Here is a 19,041-nt window from a genome sequence, read left to right on the forward strand (position 1 = left end):
GTGCCGCGCCGGCGGCGCCGGCGCCGCCGTCCTGGACAGCCCCGAGCCGCACCGCTAAAACGACCGTGAATTGCAAAGGCAGGACCGTCGCTTAGCTCGCCCGGGGAGGCGCGGTCGCGCGTCACCAGGAACAGAGCTTTCGATGAGCGGCGTCAACGACATCCGGTCTGCGTTCTTGAACTTCTTCGCGAAGAACGGCCACGAGATCGTGCCGTCCTCGCCGCTCGTCCCGCGCAACGACCCGACCTTGATGTTCACCAATGCCGGGATGGTGCAGTTCAAGAACGTCTTCACCGGCCTCGAGAAGCGCCCCTACAGCCGCGCCGTGACGGCGCAGAAATGCGTGCGGGCGGGCGGCAAGCACAACGACCTCGACAATGTCGGGTACACGGCGCGCCACCATACCTTCTTCGAGATGCTGGGGAATTTCTCCTTCGGCGACTACTTCAAGGAGCGGGCTATCGAGCTCGCCTGGACCCTGGTCACCAAGGAGTACGGCCTGCCGGCCGACCGCCTCACCATCACGGTGTTCGCGGACGACGACGACGCCTTCACTCTGTGGAAGAAGATCGCCGGCCTGCCGGATCGCCGCATCATCCGCATCGCCTCCTCGGACAATTTCTGGGCGATGGGCGACACCGGGCCGTGCGGCCCGTGCTCGGAGATCTTCTACGACCACGGCGACCACATCCCGGGCGGCCCGCCCGGCTCGCCCGACCAGGACGGCGACCGCTTCATCGAGATCTGGAATCTCGTGTTCATGCAGTACGAGCAGCTGCCGGACCGGCGGCTCGACCTGCCGCGGCCGTCGATCGACACCGGCATGGGGCTGGAGCGCATCGCCGCGGTGCTGCAGGGCACCCACGACAACTACGCCATCGACCTGTTCGGGGCGCTGATCCAGGCCGTGGTCGACCGCACCGGCGTCGACGCCGACGGCCCGATGAAAGCCTCGCACCGGGTCATCGCCGACCACCTGCGTGCGTCGTCGTTCCTGATCGCCGACGGCGTGCTGCCCTCCAACGAGGGCCGCGGCTACGTGCTCCGTCGCATCATGCGCCGCGCCATGCGCCACGCCGAGCTGCTCGGCGCCCGCGAGCCGCTGATGTGGAAGCTCGTCCCGGTGCTGGTGCGCGAGATGGGCCAGGCCTATCCGGAGCTGGTGCGGGCCGAGGCGCTGATCACCGAGACGCTGCGCCTGGAGGAGACGCGTTTCCGCAAGACGCTGGAGCGCGGACTCGCCATCCTGGAGGACGAGGCGCGCGATCTCGCGCGCGGCGACAAGCTCAAGGGCGAGGTCGCCTTCACGCTGTACGACACCTACGGCTTCCCGCTCGACCTCACGCAGGACGCGCTCAAGTCGCGCGGCGTCGAGGTCGACACGGCCGGCTTCAACGCGGCGATGGAGCAGCAGCGCGCCAAGGCGCGCGCCTCGTGGGCCGGCTCCGGCGAGGCGGCGACCGAGACGGTCTGGTTCGCGCTGCGCGAGAATCTCGGGGCGACCGAGTTCCTCGGCTACGAGACCGAGACGGCCGAGGGCGAGGTGCTGGCGCTGGTCAGGGACGGCGTCCAGGCGACCGAGCTGAAGGCCGGCGAGACCGGTGCCGTCGTCCTCAACCAGACGCCGTTCTATGGCGAGTCCGGCGGCCAGGTCGGCGACACCGGGACGATGACGGGCGACGGCGTGCGCTTCCGCGTCACCGGCACCAACAAGAAGGCCGGCGACCTCTTCGTCCATTCCGGCACCGTGGAGGAGGGGACCCTGAAGCCCGGCATGGCGCTCGCGCTCGAGGTCGACCACGCGCGCCGCTCCGACATCCGCCGCAACCATTCGGCGACCCATCTGCTGCACGAGGCGCTGCGCCTCGTGCTCGGTGATCACGTCGCGCAGAAGGGCTCGATGGTGGCGCCCGACCGGCTGCGCTTCGACTTCTCGCATCCCAAGAAGATGTCCGACGAGGAGATCGCCCGGGTCGAGGAGATCGCCAACGCCCAGGTGCTGGAGAACACGCCCGTCGTCACCCGCCTGATGGCGGTCGACGACGCCATCGCGTCCGGCGCCCGCGCCCTGTTCGGCGAGAAGTACGGCGACGAGGTGCGGGTGGTGGCGATGGGCGAGGCGTCCAACGCGCTCGGCTGGTCGGTCGAGCTGTGCGGCGGCACTCATGTGAAGCGCACCGGTGACATCGGCCTCGTCTATATCGACCAGGAGGCGGGCGTCGCCGCCGGCGTGCGCCGCATCGAGGCGATGACCGGCGCGGCCGCGCGCCGCCGCCTGAGCGAGGCCGACCGCCGCGTCGCCGCGCTCGGCCAGCTGATCCGGGTGCAGCCGGCCCAGGTCGAGGAGCAGGTGACCAAGCTGCTCGACGAGAAGAAGCTGCTCGAGCGCGAGCTCGCCGACGCCCGCCGCAAGCTCGCCATGGGCGGCGGCGGCAAGGCCGGGGCGGACGACGGCGTCCGCGACCTCGGTGGGGTCAAGTTCCTCGGGCGTGCCGTCTCCGGCATCGAGATCAAGGACCTCAAGAGCCTCGCCGACGACGGCAAGAAGCAGGTCGGCTCCGGCGTGGTCGCCTTCGTCGGCGTCACGGCCGAGGGCAAGGCCGGCCTGGTGGTCGGCGTGACGGCCGATCTCACCGGCCGCTTCAGCGCCGTGGATCTGGTGAAGAAGGGCGCCGAGGCGCTGGGCGGCAAGGGCGGCGGCGGCCGGCCCGACATGGCCCAGGCCGGCGGTCCGGACGGCGGCAAGGCCGACGCGGCGCTCGACGCGATCGCGGCGGCGATCGGGCAGGGGTGACGTCGCAGCTGTGACGGTGACGCCGCGGTAACGTCGCTCGGCCATGATGATGGACGCTCCGCGGGAGGGGCGCACCATGCGGGCGCGTGCCAGGCGTGCGAGCGAGCTGAGACGGCGGGTCGGCGAGATCCTCGACCACGGCGTCGGCGCCGACCGTGCCAGCGTCCTGGTCGACCGCACGCTGATTCTGCTGATCCTGCTCAACCTGATCGGCGTCGTGCTGGAGTCGGTGCCGGACATCGACGCCCGCTGGCACCCGGCCTTCGTGACGATCGAGATCGTCTCCATCGTCGTGTTCACGGCCGAGTACGCGCTGCGCATCTGGAGCGCGCCCGAGCACGCGCTGACCCGCGCGCTGTCGCCCGGCCAGGCGCGCTGGCGCTACGCCACCAGCGCGGTCGGCATCGTCGACCTGCTCGCCATCCTGCCGTTCTGGTTCATCTTCGCGGTGCCGGAGGATCTGCGCGTCATCCTGGTCTTCCGGGTGGTGCGCTTCCTCAAGCTCGGCCGCTACTCGCCGGGCATGCGCTCGCTGCTCGACGCCCTCTACAACGAGCGCCGGGCGCTCGCCGCCTGCCTCGTCATCTTCTTCGGCACAACGCTGTTCGCCGCCGTGTTGATGTACCTGGCCGAGCGCCACGTCCAGCCGGACCGGCTCGGCACCATCCCGGACGCGATCTGGTGGGCCTTCGTGACGCTCGGCACCATCGGCTACGGCGACGTGGTGCCGGTGACGCCGATCGGCAAGGTGATCGCCGGCGCCACCATCCTGATGGCGATGGCCATGGTGGCGATGCCGGTCGGCATCATCGCGACCGCCTTCGCCGAGGAGATCCACCGCCGCGACTTCGTCGTCACCTGGGGCATGGTGGCGCGGGTGCCGCTGTTCGCCGGGCTCGACGCCGCCGCCATCGCCGACATCATGCGCTACCTGCGGGCCCAGACCGTCGACGCCGGCGACGTCATCGTGCGGGTCGGCGATCCGGCCCACTCGATGTACTTCATCGCCCGCGGCGCCGTCGACATCGACCTCAAGGGCCGCCATATCACGCTCGGGGTCGGCCACTTCTTCGGCGAGATCGCGCTCCTGCGCCGCGCCCACCGCTCCGCGACCGTCACGGCCCTCACCCGCGCCAACCTGCTGGTGCTCGACGGCGAGGACCTGCGCCGCCTGATGGAGCGCGACCCGCGCATCGCCGAGCGCATCCAGGAGGTGGTGCGCGAGCGGGTCGGCGCCGACATCGTCGGCAGGCGCGGCGATCTGGTCGGCGAGGAGATCGCCCAGGGGCGGGAGCACAAGGCAGACTGAACCGACCTTCGGGTTCCGGCGTCGACTGGGCGGATCACGCCGGCGAGCGGCCCCAGGCGTCGATGCCTTCGGCGAACCGCACGGCAACGACGTTGCGGACCGCCTGGGCGACCATCTGGACCGCCAGCGACGGCACCATGTCGGTCCGGGTGGTGAAGCCGACCGGACCCATCGTGTCGGAGGTGTCGATCGGCAGGCGGACCAGCGTTCCCTGTTCGACGTCGCCGGCTGCATTGCTCCACGAGATAATCCAGATCGCGTCCGTCATCCGGACGTAGCTCCGTGCGAACGCGGCCGACACCGTCTCGATCATGCTCGGGAACGGCCCGATCGCATGCGCGGTGAGAAAGCGGTCGACGGTCGGCCGTACGATCGAGCCGGCCGGCGGCAGCAGCACCGGAAAGTCGCCGAGCGCCCCCACGTCGAGAAGAGGGGGTGTGAGGAGCGGATGGCCCGGCCGTACGACGACCGCGATCTCCTCGGAATACAGCGGCTCGAACGACAGTCCCCGCATCGAATCGGGCTCCGCCATGCGGCCGATCACGAGGTCGACATCCCCGTCCCGGAGCTGCGACACGAGAACCGACAACGGTCCGTCGACGACCCGCAGCGTCACCGCGAAGCCCTGCGTGCTGAACTGCCGGATCGCGGCCGGGAGGATGCTGCCCGAGACCGTGCCGGCAGCCCCGATCGCCGCCACCGGTTCGGTGCGGGTCAGCGATCGGACGCCCTGCTTCAGGGTCGCGAGGCTGGTTCCGGCGTATCGCAGGAACACCTCGCCGTAGCCGGTCGGAACCAGGGTTCGCCGGGTCCGGTCGAACAGCGGAACGCCCAGGATGTCCTCCAGCTCGTGCAGGGTCTTGGAGACGGCCGGCTGGGTCACGCCCAGCAGCTCGGCGGCGCGGCCGACGCTTTTGAGCCGGGTCACTTCGAGGAAACAGGTGAGGTGCCGCAGCCTGATCCGCGGGTCCAGAATGTCGTCGCGCCGGCGCATCATAACCTCAGAGTTATATAGACGGTCGAATAGCTCATTTTACATGAATTGCAAGAGCTCTTAAGCGTCCTCTCATCGCGATGGTGTCGCCGGTGAGAGTCGGGCGCCGTGACCAGCGTCTCGGCTCTCGACTCTCTCGGCAGCATTCCCGGCCATCCGTGTCCGCGTCGGTCGCTCCCCGGCCGCCGCTCCGATCACCCCCGACACCGCCATGGCGCCGGGATCGACCGCAAGGCGGTTCCGGCGTCCCACCTGTCCCCACACTGTCGAAGACATGGCCATGACGTTCACTGTCGGAACGGTTCCTCCGGGCGGCGCGGCGACGCAATCCCCGGCTGCGGCGACGCCCGCCCCCGGGACGTCGCTCTCCACCTCGTCGATGCTGTCGCTGGGCGCGGCCCTCGTCGTTCTCGTCGGCATCTGCATGCTGCCGCTGCCGGACGGCCTGAGCCGCGCCGGCCTGCACATGATCGCGGTGCTCGCCTTCGCCATCGTGCTGTGGCTGACCGAGGCGGTCAGCTACGAGGTCAGCGCCTTGTTCATCTCGGTCGTGCTCACCTTCCTGGTCGGCATGGCCTCGGCCGGACCGGGCGGCACCGGCAGGGCGTTCGGCACCGCTAAGGCGCTCAACGCCGCGATGTCGGGCTTCTCCAACTCGGGCTTCATCATGGTGGCGGCGGCGCTGTTCATCTCCACCGCCATGATCATCACCGGCCTGGACAAACGGATCGCCTACACGATCCTCTCGAAGGTCGGTGCCTCCAGCCGTCGCATCATCGTCGGCATCATCGTCGTCGTCGCGCTGCTCGCCTTCATGGTGCCGAGCGGCACGGCGCGCACCGCCTGCATGCTGCCGATCGTCATCGGCCTCATCTCGGCCTTCGGCACCGGTCTCAACTCCAATCTCGCCGCCGCCCTGATGCTGGTGGTGCCGCACACCACCCAGCTGTGGAACATCGCGGTGCAGACCGGCGCTGCCCAGAACCTCCTGATGGTCGGCTTCATGGACACGCTGCTGCACCAGCGCGTCACCTGGGCCGAATGGTTCGTCGCCGGCATCCCGTGGTCGCTCGGAATGTCGGTGGTGCTCTATCTGGTCGTCACCCGCCTTTTCCCGCCCGAGGTGGAGGAGCTGCCCGGCGGCCGGAGCGTCATCGCCAAGACGCTCGAGGAGATGGGGCCGATGACCGGCCCGCAGAAGCGCCTTCTCCTGGTGACCGTGGTGTTGCTCGGCTTCTGGATGACGGAGAAGACGCTGCACAACTTCAACACGACGGCCACCACGCTCGCCGGTCTCGCCCTCCTGCTGGCACCGGGCTACGGCGTGATGACCTGGAAGGAGCTGCAGCAGCGCACGGCCTGGGGCACGATCGTGGTGTTCGGCGCCAGCCTCGGTCTCGGCTCCGCCCTCCTCGCGACCGGCGCCGGCCAATGGCTCGGCCACTGGCTCGCCACTGCCACCAATATCACGTCCTACGGGCCGTTCGGCGTGTTCATGATCGGCAGCCTGTTCCTCATCGTCGTCCACATCGGCTTCGCCAGCGTCACCAGCCTGACGGCCGCGTTCATGCCGATCATCATCGCGATGCTGCAGACGATCGACGGCATCAATCAGCTCGGGATGACGATGTTCCTCGGCTACATCATGAGCTTCGGCTTCATTCTGCCGATCAACGGCGCCCCCAACATCGTGGCAATGGCGACCGGGGCGTTCAACAGCCGCCAGTTCATCATGTCGGGAGTCGCGATTACGATCGTCGGCTACGCCCTGATGATCCTGATGGCCCTGTTCTACTGGCCGATGCTCGGCTGGATGTGAGCGGATGCGACGGCGCGCCGCCCTCCGGCGGCCGCCTCCGATCCTGCACGGCTGTTCCGAGACAACACGGACTTTCTCATGTCGACGATCGATTCCGGCTGCGAGGCCGACACAGGGGCGTCGCCGCGCGGCCTGCACTGGGTGCGGGCCGGCCGCGGTCCGCTGGTGGTCCTCGTCCACGAACTGGGCGGCTCGCTCGCCAGCCTCGACGGAGTGGCGGCGGCGCTACGCCCGATCTTCACCGTGCTGCGTTACGACCAGCGCGGTCACGGCCGCTCCGTCAGGGTGGCGGACGGCTACGACCTGGAGAACCAGATTCTCGATCTGCAGGACGTGCTCGCCGCCGCCGGGCATCGCGGGGCGTTCTGGCTCCTCACCGTGGCGGCGGCGTCCCCGATGGCGGTGACGCTGGCGTCGCGGTCCGCCGACGTGGGCGGGCTGGTGCTCTGCTCGCCTGCCGTCGCCATGGACGAGCAGCGCGCGGCCGGCCTGTGCGCCCGCGCCGACGAGGTCGAGCGCGACGGCATGGCGGTCGTCGTCGACAGCAGTCTGGAGCGCTCGTATCCGCCCGAGGTCCGCGGCGACGGCGCGGCGTTCGCCCGCTACCGGTCGGCGATGCTGGAGAACGATCCGCGCTGCTACGCGCAGGCCAACCGCGCCCTGGCGGCGACCCGAACCGCCGAGACGGCCCGCCGTCTGCGCTGCCCGGTGCTCTGCATTGCCGGGCGCCACGACCGAGTGCGCCCGCCGGCGCTGATCCGCGAGCTCGCGGCCAGCATTCCCGACAGCCAGTTCGCCGAGATCGAGGGCGCCCATCTGCTGCCCTACCAGAATCCGACCACCGTCGCCGCGCTCGCCGGCGAGTTCATCGTCCGGCGGTCCAGTCCGCGGCTGTTCGCTCGAGGAGTCCTATCGTGACACGTGCCCTGCTGATCGTGACCATGGAGCCGCCGCCCGGATTGGCGGAGGAGTTCGACGACTGGTACGATACCGAGCATTTTCCCCAGCGCGCCAGGCTGCCGGGCTTCGAATCGGCCTCGCGCTGGGTGTGCCTGGACGGCTGGCCGCGCTGGATCGCCGTCTACGACATGACGTCCGCGGCGGCCGTCACCACGCCCGAGTACAAGGCGGTGTCAGGCGCGAACTCGACGCCCTGGAGCAAGCGGGTGCTGGCCCGCACCATCGGCCGGCAGCGCCACGTCGCTGTGGCGGTGGGCGACCAGCCGTCCCTGCAGGCGCAGGGGCCGGCCGTGTCGCGTCTGCTCGCCGCCGAGTGGGCCTGCCCGCAGGGCGAGGTGGCCTCCTTCGCGCGGGCGCTCCGCCGGACAGCGGGCGATCTTCCGGGCGCCGTCCAGGTCCGCGTGTTCGCCGTTGACAAGGGCGAGACCGCGCTCGTCTGGCTGTTCGTGACGTTCGATGCGCCGGTGGTCCGCGCCGATCTCGGCCCGGTCGCCCGGGTGGAAGGCCGCGGCGCCCGGACCTTCAATCTCTATGCGCCGTATTTCCGCACGTCCGGGTACTGATCGGGGATTCGAGATGCTCACGAGAGCAGATACGTTCACGGCCGCCGTGAACGGCACGTCGCTTCGCGTCCGGCTCGACGGTCCGGCCGGCGCCCCCTGGCTGGTACTCAGCAACTCGCTGGCCACGGATCTGCGGATGTGGAACCAGCAGGTGGACGCCCTGAAGGACCGCTTCCGGATCCTGCGCTACGACCAGCGTGGCCACGGCGGCTCGGCGCCGCCGCCGGCCGGCACCGACTTCTGCGCGCTGACCGCCGACCTCGTCGCGCTGCTCGACCATGTCGGCGTCGAGACCGCGGTCCTGGTCGGCGTCTCCATGGGCGCCGTCACGGTGCTGCGCTGCGCCGCCGTGGCGCCGTCGCGCTGTCGCGCCGTGGTCGCCTGTGACGGGCAGTGGACCGCGCCGCCGACCGCGATGGCGGCCTGGGGCGAGCGGATCGCGCTGGCCGAGACGAGCGGCATGGCCGCGCTGGTCGAGCCCACGGTCTCGCGCTGGTTCCTGCCGGACTTTCCGCTGCGGCAGCCCGCCAACGCGGCGCTCGTCGCCGAGATGATCGCGGCGACGCCGGTTACCGGCTATGTCGGATGCGCCCGCGCCCTGCAGTCCTACGATTTCCGCGCTGACTATCCTGGGCTGACGGTTCCGGTTCACTACGTCGTCGGGGAGAAGGACGGGCTGTTGCCGTCCGTGATGGCCGAGATGGCGCGAGTCACCCCCGGCAGCCGCTTCGTCACGGTGCCGGCGGCCGGGCACCTGCCGAACCTGGAGCGTCCGGATGAGTACCAGGCGGTGCTCGACGCCATTCTGTCAGGGCTGCCGACGGCCGCTCCGGTGCGGACGGAGATTTGACCATGCGGCTCGGCCCGCTCGATCCGGCGACACTCGATCCTCATCAGAAGGCCGTCTACGAAACGGTCGCCGGCGGCCCACGCAAGGGGGTGCGGGGGCCGATCGCCGTCTGGCTGCGCCGCGCCGCCCTCGCCGAGCCGGCCCAGGCGCTGGGCCGCTACTGCCGCTACGAGACCTGCCTGCCGCCGCGGCTCTCGGAGCTCGCCATCCTGCTGACCGGCCGCCACTGGCGTGCCGCCTACGAATGGGCCGCGCACGCGCCGGTCGCGATCGCCGCCGGCCTCGACCAGGCGGTCGTCGAGGCGATCCGGGTCGGCGCGACGCCCTGCTTCGAACGCGACGACGAGGCGCTGGTGCACGCATTCGTCACCACCCTCTACGCCGCCGGAAGGATCGACGACGCCCTCTACGCCCGTGCCGTCGGGACGCTGGGCGAAGACGGCGTCGTCGATCTGACCGGCCTGCTCGGCTACTACGCGTTGATCTCGATGACCATCAACGTGTTCGACATTCCCGCCGCCGGAGGCGCGGCGGGAGTCGATCCGTTCGGGCCGGCCGCGCCGGCGTCGTGACCCCGCGGGGCGTCACGGCGCCTTGCGCAGGAAGACGTAGTCGGCCGTGTAGGCGGCGCCCTGCACGGCGCCGGGCGTCTCGCACGCTCCCTGCAGCACGCCGCCGCGCGTGTTGATCCGCTGCACCTGGACGACGTCCGCCAGGACGCCGGCGCCGCGCTTCTCCACCGCGTCGGCCTTCAGCCAGGGGATCGCACCGTCCGGCGACGGGGCGCTGGCCACCGCCTTGATCACCACGGCGCTGCCGTCCTGGTGCTCGAAGGTCGGGCCACGATAGTGCCGGCCGACCGTGGCGCCGTCGCGCATCAGCGATGCCACCGGCTCGCGGAACGTCCAGGCGAGCTTGCCGTCCTGGCCGGATTTGCACTCGTAGATCTGGGCGCCGGCGGCGCCGACGGTGAGAACCGGGCTCAGGCCGGGCGCTTCGATCGCCGCCGGCAACTCGGCGCGCGCCGCGCCGGCGAGCGTCGCGACGACGAGGGCAGGGATCACGGATCGGATCGGCGGCATCGGGGGGACTCCTCCAGCGATGGTGCCGGGAAGAGATCACCCGGTTTCGTTGCGGGCAAGTCGCGCTGTCGTGATCGCGAGCCGCCGGTCCGGCGGATCAGGGGCCGGTGCCTCGCGCCGGCCGGAACGACCGGCCGGCGATCGGGCGCGTCAGCAAGGACCGGCCATTGCCGTTTGGTGCCGCGACGACGGCGCAAAAAAAAGGGCGCGCCGGAGCGCGCCCTTTCGACCCGACAGGCGGTCGTGCCGCCCGCCCCTCAGAGCGCCGCGATCGCGGCGTTCAGGGTGGGGCTCGGCCGCATCGCGGCCGACGTCTTGGCGTCGTCCGGCACGTAGTAGCCGCCGGTGTCCACCGGCTTGCCCTGCGCGGCGATCAGCTCGGCGTTGATCTTCGTCTCGTTCTTGGCGAGCGTCTCGGCCAGCGGCTTGAAGCGGGCCTGCAGCGCCGCGTCCTCGGTCTGGGCGGCCAGCGCTTCCGCCCAATAGAGGGCGAGGTAGAAATGGCTGCCGCGGTTGTCGATCTCGCCGACCCGGCGGGCCGGATTGCGGTTGTTCTCGAGGAACTTGCCGATCGCCGTGTCGAGCGTGTCGGCGAGCACCTGGGCCTTGGCGTTCTTGTAGGTCTGGGCCAGATGCTCGAGCGAGGCGCCGAGCGCCAGGAACTCGCCGAGCGAATCCCAGCGCAGATAGCCTTCCTCCTGGAACTGCTGAACGTGCTTGGGCGCCGATCCGCCGGCGCCGGTCTCGAACAGCCCGCCGCCCGCCAGCAGCGGCACGATCGACAGCATCTTGGCCGAGGTGCCGAGCTCCATGATCGGGAACAGGTCGGTGAGGTAGTCGCGCAGCACGTTGCCGGTGACCGAGATCGTGTCCTGGCCCTTGCGGATGCGCTCGAGCGAGAACTTCATCGCCTCGACCGGCGCCAGGATGCGGATGTCGAGCCCCGACGTGTCCTCGTCCTTCAGGTAGGTCTCGACCTTGGCGATGACCTGGGCGTCGTGCGCGCGGTTCTTGTCGAGCCAGAACACCGCCGGGGTGTTGGTGAGGCGGGCGCGGCGGACGCCGAGCTTGACCCAGTCGCGGATCGGCGCGTCGCGGACCTCGCACATGCGGAAGATGTCGCCGGTCTCGACCGGGCGCTCGACCAGCACCGTGCCGTCCGCGGCGACGACCCGGACCGTTCCGTCGGCGGGCACCTCGAACGTCTTGTCGTGCGAGCCGTACTCCTCGGCCTTCTGCGCCATCAGGCCGACGTTCGGGACCGAGCCCATGGTCGTGGGATCGAACGCCCCGTTCGCCTTGCAGTCCTCGATGACCGCCTGGTACAGCGTCGCATAGGCGCGATCCGGGATCACGGCCTTGGTGTCGTGCAGCTTGCCGTCGGCGCCCCACATGCGGCCCGAGTCGCGGATCATCGCCGGCATCGACGCGTCGACGATCACGTCCGAAGGCACGTGCAGGCAGGTGATGCCCTTGTCGGAGTTGACCATCGCGAGGCCCGGACGCTTCGCGTACTCGGCCGCGATGTCGTCCTTGATCGCCTTCTTCTCGGCCTCCGGCAGCGTCTCGATCTTCGCCAGGAGATCGCCGAAGCCGTTGTTGAGATTGACGCCGAGCGTCTTCAGGGTGGCGGCGTGCTTCTCGATCACGTCGGCGAAGAACTCGGCCACGACATGGCCGAAGACGATCGGATCGGCGATCTTCATCATCGTCGCCTTGACGTGCAGCGAGAACAGCACGCCCTGCTTCTTCGCGTCCTCGATCTGCTCGGCGAAGAAGGCGCGCAGCGCCTTGCGGCTCATCACCGCCGCGTCGATGATCTCGCCGGCCTGGAGCGGCGTCTTCGCCTTCAGCACCGTGACGGTGCCGTCCTTGCCGACCAGCTCGATGCGCGCGTCGGTCGCCGCCGGGACCGTGGTCGAGACCTCCGAGCCGTAGTAGTCGCCGGCCGGCATGGTGGCGACGTGCGACTTGGAGTCCTTGCTCCAGGCGCCCATCTTGTGCGGGTTCTTGCGGGCGTACTGCTTCACGGCGCCGGCGGCGCGGCGGTCGGAGTTGCCCTCGCGCAGCACCGGGTTCACGACGCTGCCGAACACCTTGGCGTAGCGGGCCTTGATCTCCTTCTCGGCGTCCGTCGTCGGATTGTCCGGATAGTCCGGGACGTCGTAGCCCTTGCTCTGCAGCTCCTTGATCGCGGCCTTGAGCTGCGGGATCGAGGCGGAGATGTTGGGCAGCTTGATGATGTTGGCTTCGGGCCGGGTCGCCAGCTCGCCGAGCTCGGCGAGCTCGTCGTTGATCCGCTGCGCCGGGGTGAGCTTCTCGGGGAAGTTGGCGATGATCCGGCCGGCCAGCGAGATGTCCTTGAGCTTCATGGACACGCCTGCCGCGCCGACGAAGGCTTCGACGATCGGCAGCAGGGAATAGGTCGCGAGCGCCGGGGCTTCGTCGACCTTCGTCCACACGATTTCGAGATCAGGCATGCTTGCACCTCTGGTCGTCGCCTTGTTCAGGCCGAGCGGAAAGTTGGGCCGAGCGGAAGCAGAGCATTGACGGCGCGGGGGTCTGGCGTCTCCCTCGCGCCCTCGCAGGAATCGGTCTCGCCGCCGCGTCCCCCAGCGCCACGCCGCTGCAGGACACCCGGCAGGGGGCGTGCGCCCCCGTCCAGCGGGCGCCGTATAGCATCCGCGACCCGGCTGTGAAAGCCGGCAATCGGAATTATGAAGCAAGATTCGCACGGCGGGGCAAACGGCCCGAATCCGGCCGCCCGGACCGGGTCCGTCGAAAAATCTGAAATTATTCTCGTGGCTTGCCACTGAAATAGCGGTTCGCACCTTCAGGGCCGCGATCGCCATCCTGTGAACGGCGGACCGCCGTCTCGGCGAGCCGGGTCCGACACCGGCCGGCCCGCGGCTTTTGCCGGATGACCTGCGGCTCTTGCCGGAAGAACGGTGCTCGACTCCGGCTTGTGCGGGGGCCCGCCGAGGTGTATAAACGCGCATCGACATTTGGCCGGACAATCGGGCCGTTTCGCCTTCGCTGAATGCGGGCGCACGTTCAGACTCTCTCCAAAGATCGAGACACCGGACCGGACCGTGCGTGCACGGGACCGGACCACCTGCATACGCACAGCGAAAGGACGCTCCCATGACCCGGGGCACCGTGAAGTTCTACAACGACCAGAAGGGCTACGGCTTCATCGCGCCGGACGACGGCAGCAAGGACGTGTTCGTCCACGCGACCGCGCTCGAGCGCGCCGGCCTGCGCAGCCTGCACGAGGGCCAGAAGGTCGAGTTCGACACCCAGGCCGATCGTCGCACCGGCAAGATCGCCGTCGGCACCATCCAGGCGGCGTGATCCGACGCGTCGACCCGCCGGCCAGCCCCTCGCGGGCGGCCGGAGGGGCTCGACCCATGGCTCGCACGAGCCGAGAGAAGCCGCCTTCCGGGCGGCTTTTCACGTTTTCGGGGCTCGCGCCGTGATCGACCCGAACGACGATGGCCCGGCACACCGGCCGGAGTGGTCGTGCCAGGCCTGCGGGGCCTGCTGCGCCACCTCGGCCGAATGGCCGCGCTTCTCGCTGGAAACCGAAGCGGACCTCGCCCGCATCCCGGCCGCCCATGTCGACGACGGCGCCGGCCGGATGCGCTGCGAGGGCGACCGCTGCACGGCGCTCGCCGGCGAGGTCGGCAAGGCCACGGCCTGCTCGGTCTACGCGGTGCGGCCCCTGGTGTGCCGCGAGTGCGAGCCCGGCGACCCCGAATGCCTGATCGCGCGCGCGCGCTGGGGGCTGCCGACCGCGGTCGACACCCGGGGCGCGATCGGCTAGGGGAACGCGCCCCCGCGAGCCCCTGTTCGAGAATCCCGAGACGATGCCCGGCGCCGGAACCGACAAGACCAAGACCTGGGTGGTCGCCCCGGGCCCCGTGATCGTGCTGGTCGAGCCGCAGATCGGCGAGAACATCGGCGCGGCGGCGCGCGTGATGGCGAATTTCGGCCTGTCGCGGCTGCGCCTCGTCGCGCCCAGGCAGGGCTGGCCGAACGACAAGGCCCGGATGATGGCGGCCGGCGCCGACCGGGTGCTCGAGGACGCCGTGCTGTTTCCCGACCTGAAGGCGGCGATCGCCGACTGCACCTTCGTCGCCGCCTGCACGGCGCGCGGCCACGACCAGGCGAAGCCGGTCGTCTCGCCCGAGGCCGCGGCGCAGCGCTTGGTGCCATTGGTCGCCGGCGGCGAGACCACGGCCGTGGTGTTCGGCCGCGAGCGCAACGGCCTGGAGAACGACGAGGTCGGGCTCGCCGACGCCATCGTCACGTTTCCGGTCAATCCCGCCTTCGCGTCGCTCAATCTCGCCCAGGCGGTGGCGCTGGTCGCCTACGAGTGGTTCAAGCACGCCGGCACCGGCCTGCCGTTCGGCATGCCGGTGCGCTCCGGTCCGGCCCCGAAGGAGCAGATTCACGCTTTCTTCACCAATCTCGAGCGCGAGCTCGAGAAGGTCGAGTTCTTCCGGCCGCCGGAGAAGCGCGAGACCATGACGGTCAACCTGCGCAACATCTTCTCCCGCATGCAGCCGACCCGGCAGGACATCCAGACGCTGCACGGCGTCGTCATGGCGATCGCCGAAGGCCGCAAGGGCCCGGCGCGGGGCGGGGTCCTGGACGGCGACGAGGCGGCGCTGCTGCGCCGGCTGCTGGCCGAGCACGGCGACGGACGCGTGCCGTCCGAGCGCGGCCCGGTGCGCGGGCTGTCGCGGCTCCTGCGCCGCAACCCGACCGAGGCGGAGCGTGCCCTGTGGGCCGTGCTCGTCGCCGACCGCCGCTTCGCCGGCCGCGGCTTCAAGCGGCAGGTGCCGGTCGGCCCGCACATCGCCGACCTGGTCTCTTTCCCGCTGCGTGTCGTCATCGACATCGCGCCCGCCGACGAGGCGGTGGAGGCGGCGCAGGCCCGCACGGAGAAGCGCGCCTGGCTCGCCGCGCGCGACTATCGCGTGGTGCCGCTCGACGCCGCCACGGTCGAGGCGGACGCCGCGGCCGCGCTGGAGAACCTCGCGGCCGCGCTCGGCCTGTGACGCCTCGCCGCGGCGCGTCGCCGCCCGCCTTGCTCTGAATCAAGGCGATCGCGGCGCCGCCGGCCCATACGTATTCACTTCCTGCTATCCATTCCGGAACGGGTTGTCCGGACACGAGGTCGATTGCGATGGCTCTGCGCAATTCTTACGAGGCTTACGGCGCGATGGCGCGCCTGTTCCACTGGCTCACGGTGGTCCTGGTGATCGCCGCGTGGGCGATCGGCATGTTCCGTGGCGGGCTTCCGGACGGAGCGGCGCGGGCGACCGCCATGTTCCTGCACTTCAATTTCGGCCTGGCGATCCTGGCGCTCCTGGCCGCCCGCATCCTCTGGCGGCTCGCCGATCCGGCGCCGCCGATGCCGAAGACCCCGCTCGGCCGGCTCGGCGAGATCGCCGCCGCCTCGGCCCACGGCCTCAGCTATCTGCTGCTGCTCGCCGTCCCGCTGATCGGCATCGCCATCGTGTTCGCGCGCGGCCGACCGCTGCCGGTGTTCGGGCTCGCCGAGATCGCCTCGCCGTGGGCGCCCGACCGCGACTTCGCCAACATGCTGAAGCCGTGGCACGGGCTGCTGGCGAACGCCCTGATGCTGATCGCCTTCCTGCATGCGGTGGCGGCGCTCGTGCACCACTTCGTGTTCCACGATCCCACGCTGCGGCGGATGATCGGCCCGGCGCCCGAGCGGCCCTGAGCCCGGCCGTCGGCGAGAGAGGCCGCGGGACGCCGCCGGTCGGCGTCCTGCGGAGGCGGGGCGCGGCCGTCCGCCGCGCCCGGAACCAGCCTATTTCGAGGCCTTCACGGACTCCACGGCTTGGTCCATCAGCTCCAGCATGGTGCGGCGGATCTGGTGGTCGGACTGGCTGACGCCCTTGGCGTCGAAATCCTGCCGCAGCTTCTGGAAGACGTCGTCCTCGCCGGGCGTGTCGAAGTCGGCGACCACCACCTCCTTGGCGTAGGCTTCGGCCTCGGCGCCGGTCAGTCCCAGCTTCTCGGCCGCCCACAGGCCGAGCATCTTGTTGCGCCGGGCCGTCGCCTTGAAACGAAGTTCCTCGTCGTGGGCGAACTTCTTCTCGTGGGTCTTCTCGCGGTCGTCGAAAGTATTCATGGCGTCCCTCGTAACGTCATCTGCTCTCGGTCGTGCTCGCAGTCGTTCTTGCAGTCGTTGCTGCCGTGCTTTCGCCCGGCAGAAATCTCGCCGGATTTTGGTCGCAAACGCGCCTTGCACACCGTCCGGATACGGTCAAGGGCGCCTCGACGCTCGCACAAGTCCTCATTGCACGGGCCGCCCCGGCGGTCTATGTCGATTGTGCTCGCCGCCCCCTTCGGATACGGTCCGCAGGAATCGTGACGAGCGTGTCTCGCGTATGCTCGAAGACGCCGCGGGCCTTGAACCCGGAACTCGGAGCCACGGCACCCTATGGATTTTCTCAAGCCACGGTACACCCCCATGAGCCGCCGCCGCCGCATCTACGAAGGCAAGGCGAAGGTCCTGTACGAGGGCCCGGAGCCGGGAACGTTGATCCAGCACTTCAAGGACGACGCCACCGCCTTCAACGCCAAGAAGCATCAGGTGATCGAAGGGAAGGGTGTGCTGAACAACCGCATCTCCGAGTACCTGTTCCAGCACCTGAACGACATCGGCGTGCCGACGCACTTCATCCGCCGGCTGAACATGCGCGAGCAGCTCATCCGCGAGGTGGAGATCATTCCGCTCGAGGTGGTGGTGCGCAACGTCGCCGCCGGCTCGCTGTCGCAGCGCCTCGGCATCGAGGAAGGCACCCAGCTGCCGCGCTCGATCATCGAATTCTACTACAAGAACGACGCGCTCGGCGACCCGATGGTGTCGGAGGAGCACATCACGGCGTTCGGCTGGGCGACGCCCCAGGAGATCGACGACATCATGGCGCTGGCCATCCGGGTCAACGACTTCCTGTGCGGCCTCTTCCTCGGCGTCGGCATCCGTCTGGTCGACTTCAAGATGGAATGCGGCCGGCTGTGGGAGAACGACATGATGCGGATCGTCGTCGCCGACGAGATCTCGCCCGACTCCTGCCGGCTGTGGGACATCAAGTCGAACGAGAAGCTCGACAAGGACCGCTTCCGCCGCGACCTCGGCGGCCTTCTGGAGGCCTACACCGAGGTGGCGCGCCGGCTCGGCATCATGAGCGAGAACGAGCGGCCGATCGGCAACGGCCCGGTGCTGGTGAAGGGCTGATACGGTTTTCGCCGGGCGTTTCGCCCGATGCCCAGGCTGAAAACGCCGCGCGAACCCTCGCGCGGCGTTTTTCGTTTTACGGGCCGGTGTCGGGGCGCGTGCCCGGACGCCTGTCCGGGCCGGTCGCGCCCGGGTCGTTCGTGCCCGGGCTAATCGTGGCTGGACCGTTCGTGCCCGGGCTGGTCGTGGCTGCGGCGAACCCATCGTGTGACCCCCAAAAGGCCGTCGCTCACCCCGATGTGGGGATCCTGCCACCGCCCGTCGAGGGGACGGCGCCGCGACACGGCGTCCGGGTGTGCCGGAGGGGAGGGTGGGCCCGGCCCGAGGCCCCCGGCTGGAGGTTCGTCCGCCGAGGCCCTATCTTCACGCGAGGCGAGGCGGTGACGCCGTCGGCCCGGGACGTCGGAGGAGCCGCGATGGGTGTTCCGAGAATCAGCGCCGCGCCGCAGACCATCGAGGAGTTCTACGACTTCACCGACCGCCAGCCGGACGAGGAGAAGTGGGAGCTGATCGAGGGGGAGTTCGTCCTGCAGGCGTCGCCCGGTTTTCAGCATCAGTTGATCGTCATGAACCTTTCCGTGGCGCTCAAGAATCGGCAGCGCGAGCACGACGCCTCGTGGGAGGTGCTGCCCGGCCTCGGGGTGCGCATCTCGACCACCAGCCGACCCGAGCCGGACGTGCTGATCCTGCCCAAGCTGCCGCCGCCGCTCGATCCGACGCTGCGCGACCGGGATGACGTCCTCGTCGTCTTCGAGGTCCTGTCGCCCTCGACGGCCGAGCGGGATCTGCGATGGAAGCGTGAGGCCTACACGTCGCTCGCCTCGCTCACCCACTATGTCGTGATCGCCCAGAACGCCTGGGATGTCGTGGTGTTCGCCCGCGACACCGACTTCGCCGAGCTGCGGCTTTCGGGGCGCGACGATGCGCTCGCCTTCCCGGCGCTCGGTGTCACCCTGCCGCTGTCGGAGATTTACCGCGACACCGGCCTGTAGGCGATCCGGCCGTCCGGCGACGGCCGGGATCCGCTCGAAAGACGTCCGCGGTTGACCTCGGCGACGCCGGACCCTAAGCACCCTCTGTCCGGCCGGACCGGCCCGGCCAGGACCGTTGCGATAGTCCCGAGGCGACCCATGAAAGCCCGCGTCACCGTCACCCTGAAGCAAGGCGTCCTCGACCCGCAGGGCAAGGCCATCGAGGGCGCCCTGAAGTCGCTGGGGATCGACGGCGTGGCGAGCGTCCGCCAGGGCAAGGTGTTCGACGTCGAGGTGCCGGGCGGCGACCGCGGCCGGGCCGAGGCGGCCCTGAAGGAGGCGGCCGAGCGGCTGCTCGCCAACACCGTCATCGAGGACTACCGGGTGGAGATCGTCGGTTGACGCCGGCGCGTCACCCGC

The 19,041-nt window shown here is 69.9% G+C and carries 18 protein-coding genes; 14 read left to right on the forward strand and 4 right to left on the reverse strand.

The annotated features are described in order from the left end of the window. Positions 1-142: 142 nt before the first annotated feature. Positions 143-2,794, forward strand: coding sequence for an alanine--tRNA ligase (gene alaS, locus J2S22_RS14735; protein WP_272778037.1), 2,652 nt, complete (start codon positions 143-145; stop codon positions 2,792-2,794). A 76-nt stretch (positions 2,795-2,870) separates the two neighbouring features. Then, positions 2,871-4,103: a cyclic nucleotide-gated ion channel gene (locus J2S22_RS14740; RefSeq protein ID WP_272778036.1), complete on the forward strand. Its 1,233-nt coding sequence runs from the start codon at positions 2,871-2,873 to the stop codon at positions 4,101-4,103. A gap of 34 nt (positions 4,104-4,137) precedes the next feature. Here J2S22_RS14740 and pcaQ read toward each other — a convergent pair whose 3' ends face one another. Further along, on the reverse strand, positions 4,138-5,100 hold the full coding sequence (gene pcaQ, locus J2S22_RS14745; RefSeq protein WP_307155840.1) for a pca operon transcription factor PcaQ: 963 nt from the start codon (positions 5,098-5,100) through the stop codon (positions 4,138-4,140). A 277-nt stretch (positions 5,101-5,377) separates the two neighbouring features. On the opposite strand from pcaQ, the gene J2S22_RS14750 reads away from it, so the two are divergent. The 5 genes from J2S22_RS14750 (at position 5,378) to J2S22_RS14770 (ending at position 9,861) form a co-directional block, all read left to right on the forward strand. After that, entirely contained in the window at positions 5,378-6,916 is a 1,539-nt protein-coding gene (locus J2S22_RS14750; protein WP_272778035.1) for a DASS family sodium-coupled anion symporter, read from the forward strand. A gap of 78 nt (positions 6,917-6,994) precedes the next feature. Continuing rightward, positions 6,995-7,834 carry an alpha/beta fold hydrolase gene (locus tag J2S22_RS14755; protein WP_272778034.1) on the forward strand — a complete coding sequence of 280 codons (840 nt, stop codon included), beginning with the start codon at positions 6,995-6,997 and terminating at the stop codon, positions 7,832-7,834. Continuing rightward, positions 7,831-8,439 carry a DUF4286 family protein gene (locus J2S22_RS14760; RefSeq protein WP_272778033.1) on the forward strand — a complete coding sequence of 203 codons (609 nt, stop codon included), beginning with the start codon at positions 7,831-7,833 and terminating at the stop codon, positions 8,437-8,439. Before J2S22_RS14755 ends, J2S22_RS14760 begins: the two co-directional genes overlap by 4 nt. Before the next feature lie 13 nt (positions 8,440-8,452). Beyond that, positions 8,453-9,289 carry an alpha/beta fold hydrolase gene (locus J2S22_RS14765; protein WP_272778032.1) on the forward strand — a complete coding sequence of 279 codons (837 nt, stop codon included), beginning with the start codon at positions 8,453-8,455 and terminating at the stop codon, positions 9,287-9,289. A 2-nt stretch (positions 9,290-9,291) separates the two neighbouring features. Further along, a complete protein-coding gene (locus tag J2S22_RS14770) occupies positions 9,292-9,861 on the forward strand; it encodes a carboxymuconolactone decarboxylase family protein (protein ID WP_272778031.1) in 570 nt (189 codons plus the stop codon). A 12-nt stretch (positions 9,862-9,873) separates the two neighbouring features. Here the strand turns inward: J2S22_RS14770 and J2S22_RS14775 are convergent, their stop codons facing one another. Further along, positions 9,874-10,353, reverse strand: a complete 480-nt coding sequence (locus J2S22_RS14775; protein ID WP_307155841.1) for a DUF3455 domain-containing protein — start codon at positions 10,351-10,353, stop codon at positions 9,874-9,876. Positions 10,354-10,628: 275 nt separating this feature from the next. Then, positions 10,629-12,851 (reverse strand): NADP-dependent isocitrate dehydrogenase, encoded by a 2,223-nt coding sequence (locus J2S22_RS14780; RefSeq protein WP_272778029.1) that lies wholly within the window; start codon positions 12,849-12,851, stop codon positions 10,629-10,631. A gap of 664 nt (positions 12,852-13,515) precedes the next feature. Here J2S22_RS14780 and J2S22_RS14785 point away from each other — a divergent pair. The 4 genes from J2S22_RS14785 (at position 13,516) to J2S22_RS14800 (ending at position 16,126) form a co-directional block, all read left to right on the forward strand. Then, complete coding sequence (locus tag J2S22_RS14785; protein WP_272778028.1) at positions 13,516-13,725, forward strand: cold-shock protein; 210 nt, start codon at positions 13,516-13,518, stop codon at positions 13,723-13,725. A 121-nt stretch (positions 13,726-13,846) separates the two neighbouring features. Further along, positions 13,847-14,197: a YkgJ family cysteine cluster protein gene (locus J2S22_RS14790; protein WP_272778027.1), complete on the forward strand. Its 351-nt coding sequence runs from the start codon at positions 13,847-13,849 to the stop codon at positions 14,195-14,197. Between the two features lie 43 nt (positions 14,198-14,240). Then, the gene (locus J2S22_RS14795) at positions 14,241-15,437 is read left to right on the forward strand and encodes a TrmJ/YjtD family RNA methyltransferase (RefSeq protein ID WP_272778026.1); all 1,197 of its coding nucleotides are present in this window, start codon (positions 14,241-14,243) and stop codon (positions 15,435-15,437) included. A gap of 128 nt (positions 15,438-15,565) precedes the next feature. Then, complete coding sequence (locus J2S22_RS14800) at positions 15,566-16,126, forward strand: cytochrome b (RefSeq protein ID WP_272778025.1); 561 nt, start codon at positions 15,566-15,568, stop codon at positions 16,124-16,126. A 90-nt stretch (positions 16,127-16,216) separates the two neighbouring features. Here the strand turns inward: J2S22_RS14800 and J2S22_RS14805 are convergent, their stop codons facing one another. Next, positions 16,217-16,540, reverse strand: coding sequence for a DUF1476 domain-containing protein (locus tag J2S22_RS14805; RefSeq protein WP_272778024.1), 324 nt, complete (start codon positions 16,538-16,540; stop codon positions 16,217-16,219). Positions 16,541-16,882: 342 nt separating this feature from the next. Between J2S22_RS14805 and purC the strand changes: the two genes are divergently transcribed. The 3 genes from purC to purS all read left to right on the forward strand — a co-directional run bounded on the left by purC (position 16,883) and on the right by purS (position 19,023). Continuing rightward, the gene (gene purC, locus J2S22_RS14810) at positions 16,883-17,650 is read left to right on the forward strand and encodes a phosphoribosylaminoimidazolesuccinocarboxamide synthase (protein ID WP_201160186.1); all 768 of its coding nucleotides are present in this window, start codon (positions 16,883-16,885) and stop codon (positions 17,648-17,650) included. A 416-nt stretch (positions 17,651-18,066) separates the two neighbouring features. Further along, complete coding sequence (locus tag J2S22_RS14815) at positions 18,067-18,642, forward strand: Uma2 family endonuclease (RefSeq protein ID WP_272778023.1); 576 nt, start codon at positions 18,067-18,069, stop codon at positions 18,640-18,642. Between the two features lie 138 nt (positions 18,643-18,780). Then, positions 18,781-19,023 carry a phosphoribosylformylglycinamidine synthase subunit PurS gene (gene purS, locus J2S22_RS14820; RefSeq protein WP_272778022.1) on the forward strand — a complete coding sequence of 81 codons (243 nt, stop codon included), beginning with the start codon at positions 18,781-18,783 and terminating at the stop codon, positions 19,021-19,023. Positions 19,024-19,041 lie beyond the last annotated feature (18 nt).

This window comes from Rhodoplanes tepidamans (assembly GCF_030813915.1).
Classification (GTDB): domain Bacteria; phylum Pseudomonadota; class Alphaproteobacteria; order Rhizobiales; family Xanthobacteraceae; genus Rhodoplanes; species Rhodoplanes tepidamans.

Coding starts and splice junctions, on each gene's coding strand:
- J2S22_RS14780 (WP_272778029.1), bottom strand. CDS start 12,851: ATGCCTGATCTCGAAATCGTGTGGACGAAGGTCGACGAAGCCCCGGCG.
- J2S22_RS14795 (WP_272778026.1), top strand. CDS start 14,241: ATGCCCGGCGCCGGAACCGACAAGACCAAGACCTGGGTGGTCGCCCCG.
- J2S22_RS14785 (WP_272778028.1), top strand. CDS start 13,516: ATGACCCGGGGCACCGTGAAGTTCTACAACGACCAGAAGGGCTACGGC.
- J2S22_RS14765 (WP_272778032.1), top strand. CDS start 8,453: ATGCTCACGAGAGCAGATACGTTCACGGCCGCCGTGAACGGCACGTCG.
- alaS (WP_272778037.1), top strand. CDS start 143: ATGAGCGGCGTCAACGACATCCGGTCTGCGTTCTTGAACTTCTTCGCG.
- J2S22_RS14755 (WP_272778034.1), top strand. CDS start 6,995: ATGTCGACGATCGATTCCGGCTGCGAGGCCGACACAGGGGCGTCGCCG.
- purC (WP_201160186.1), top strand. CDS start 16,883: ATGAGCCGCCGCCGCCGCATCTACGAAGGCAAGGCGAAGGTCCTGTAC.
- J2S22_RS14805 (WP_272778024.1), bottom strand. CDS start 16,540: ATGAATACTTTCGACGACCGCGAGAAGACCCACGAGAAGAAGTTCGCC.
- purS (WP_272778022.1), top strand. CDS start 18,781: ATGAAAGCCCGCGTCACCGTCACCCTGAAGCAAGGCGTCCTCGACCCG.
- J2S22_RS14815 (WP_272778023.1), top strand. CDS start 18,067: ATGGGTGTTCCGAGAATCAGCGCCGCGCCGCAGACCATCGAGGAGTTC.
- pcaQ (WP_307155840.1), bottom strand. CDS start 5,100: ATGATGCGCCGGCGCGACGACATTCTGGACCCGCGGATCAGGCTGCGG.
- J2S22_RS14770 (WP_272778031.1), top strand. CDS start 9,292: ATGCGGCTCGGCCCGCTCGATCCGGCGACACTCGATCCTCATCAGAAG.
- J2S22_RS14750 (WP_272778035.1), top strand. CDS start 5,378: ATGACGTTCACTGTCGGAACGGTTCCTCCGGGCGGCGCGGCGACGCAA.
- J2S22_RS14800 (WP_272778025.1), top strand. CDS start 15,566: ATGGCTCTGCGCAATTCTTACGAGGCTTACGGCGCGATGGCGCGCCTG.
- J2S22_RS14740 (WP_272778036.1), top strand. CDS start 2,871: ATGCGGGCGCGTGCCAGGCGTGCGAGCGAGCTGAGACGGCGGGTCGGC.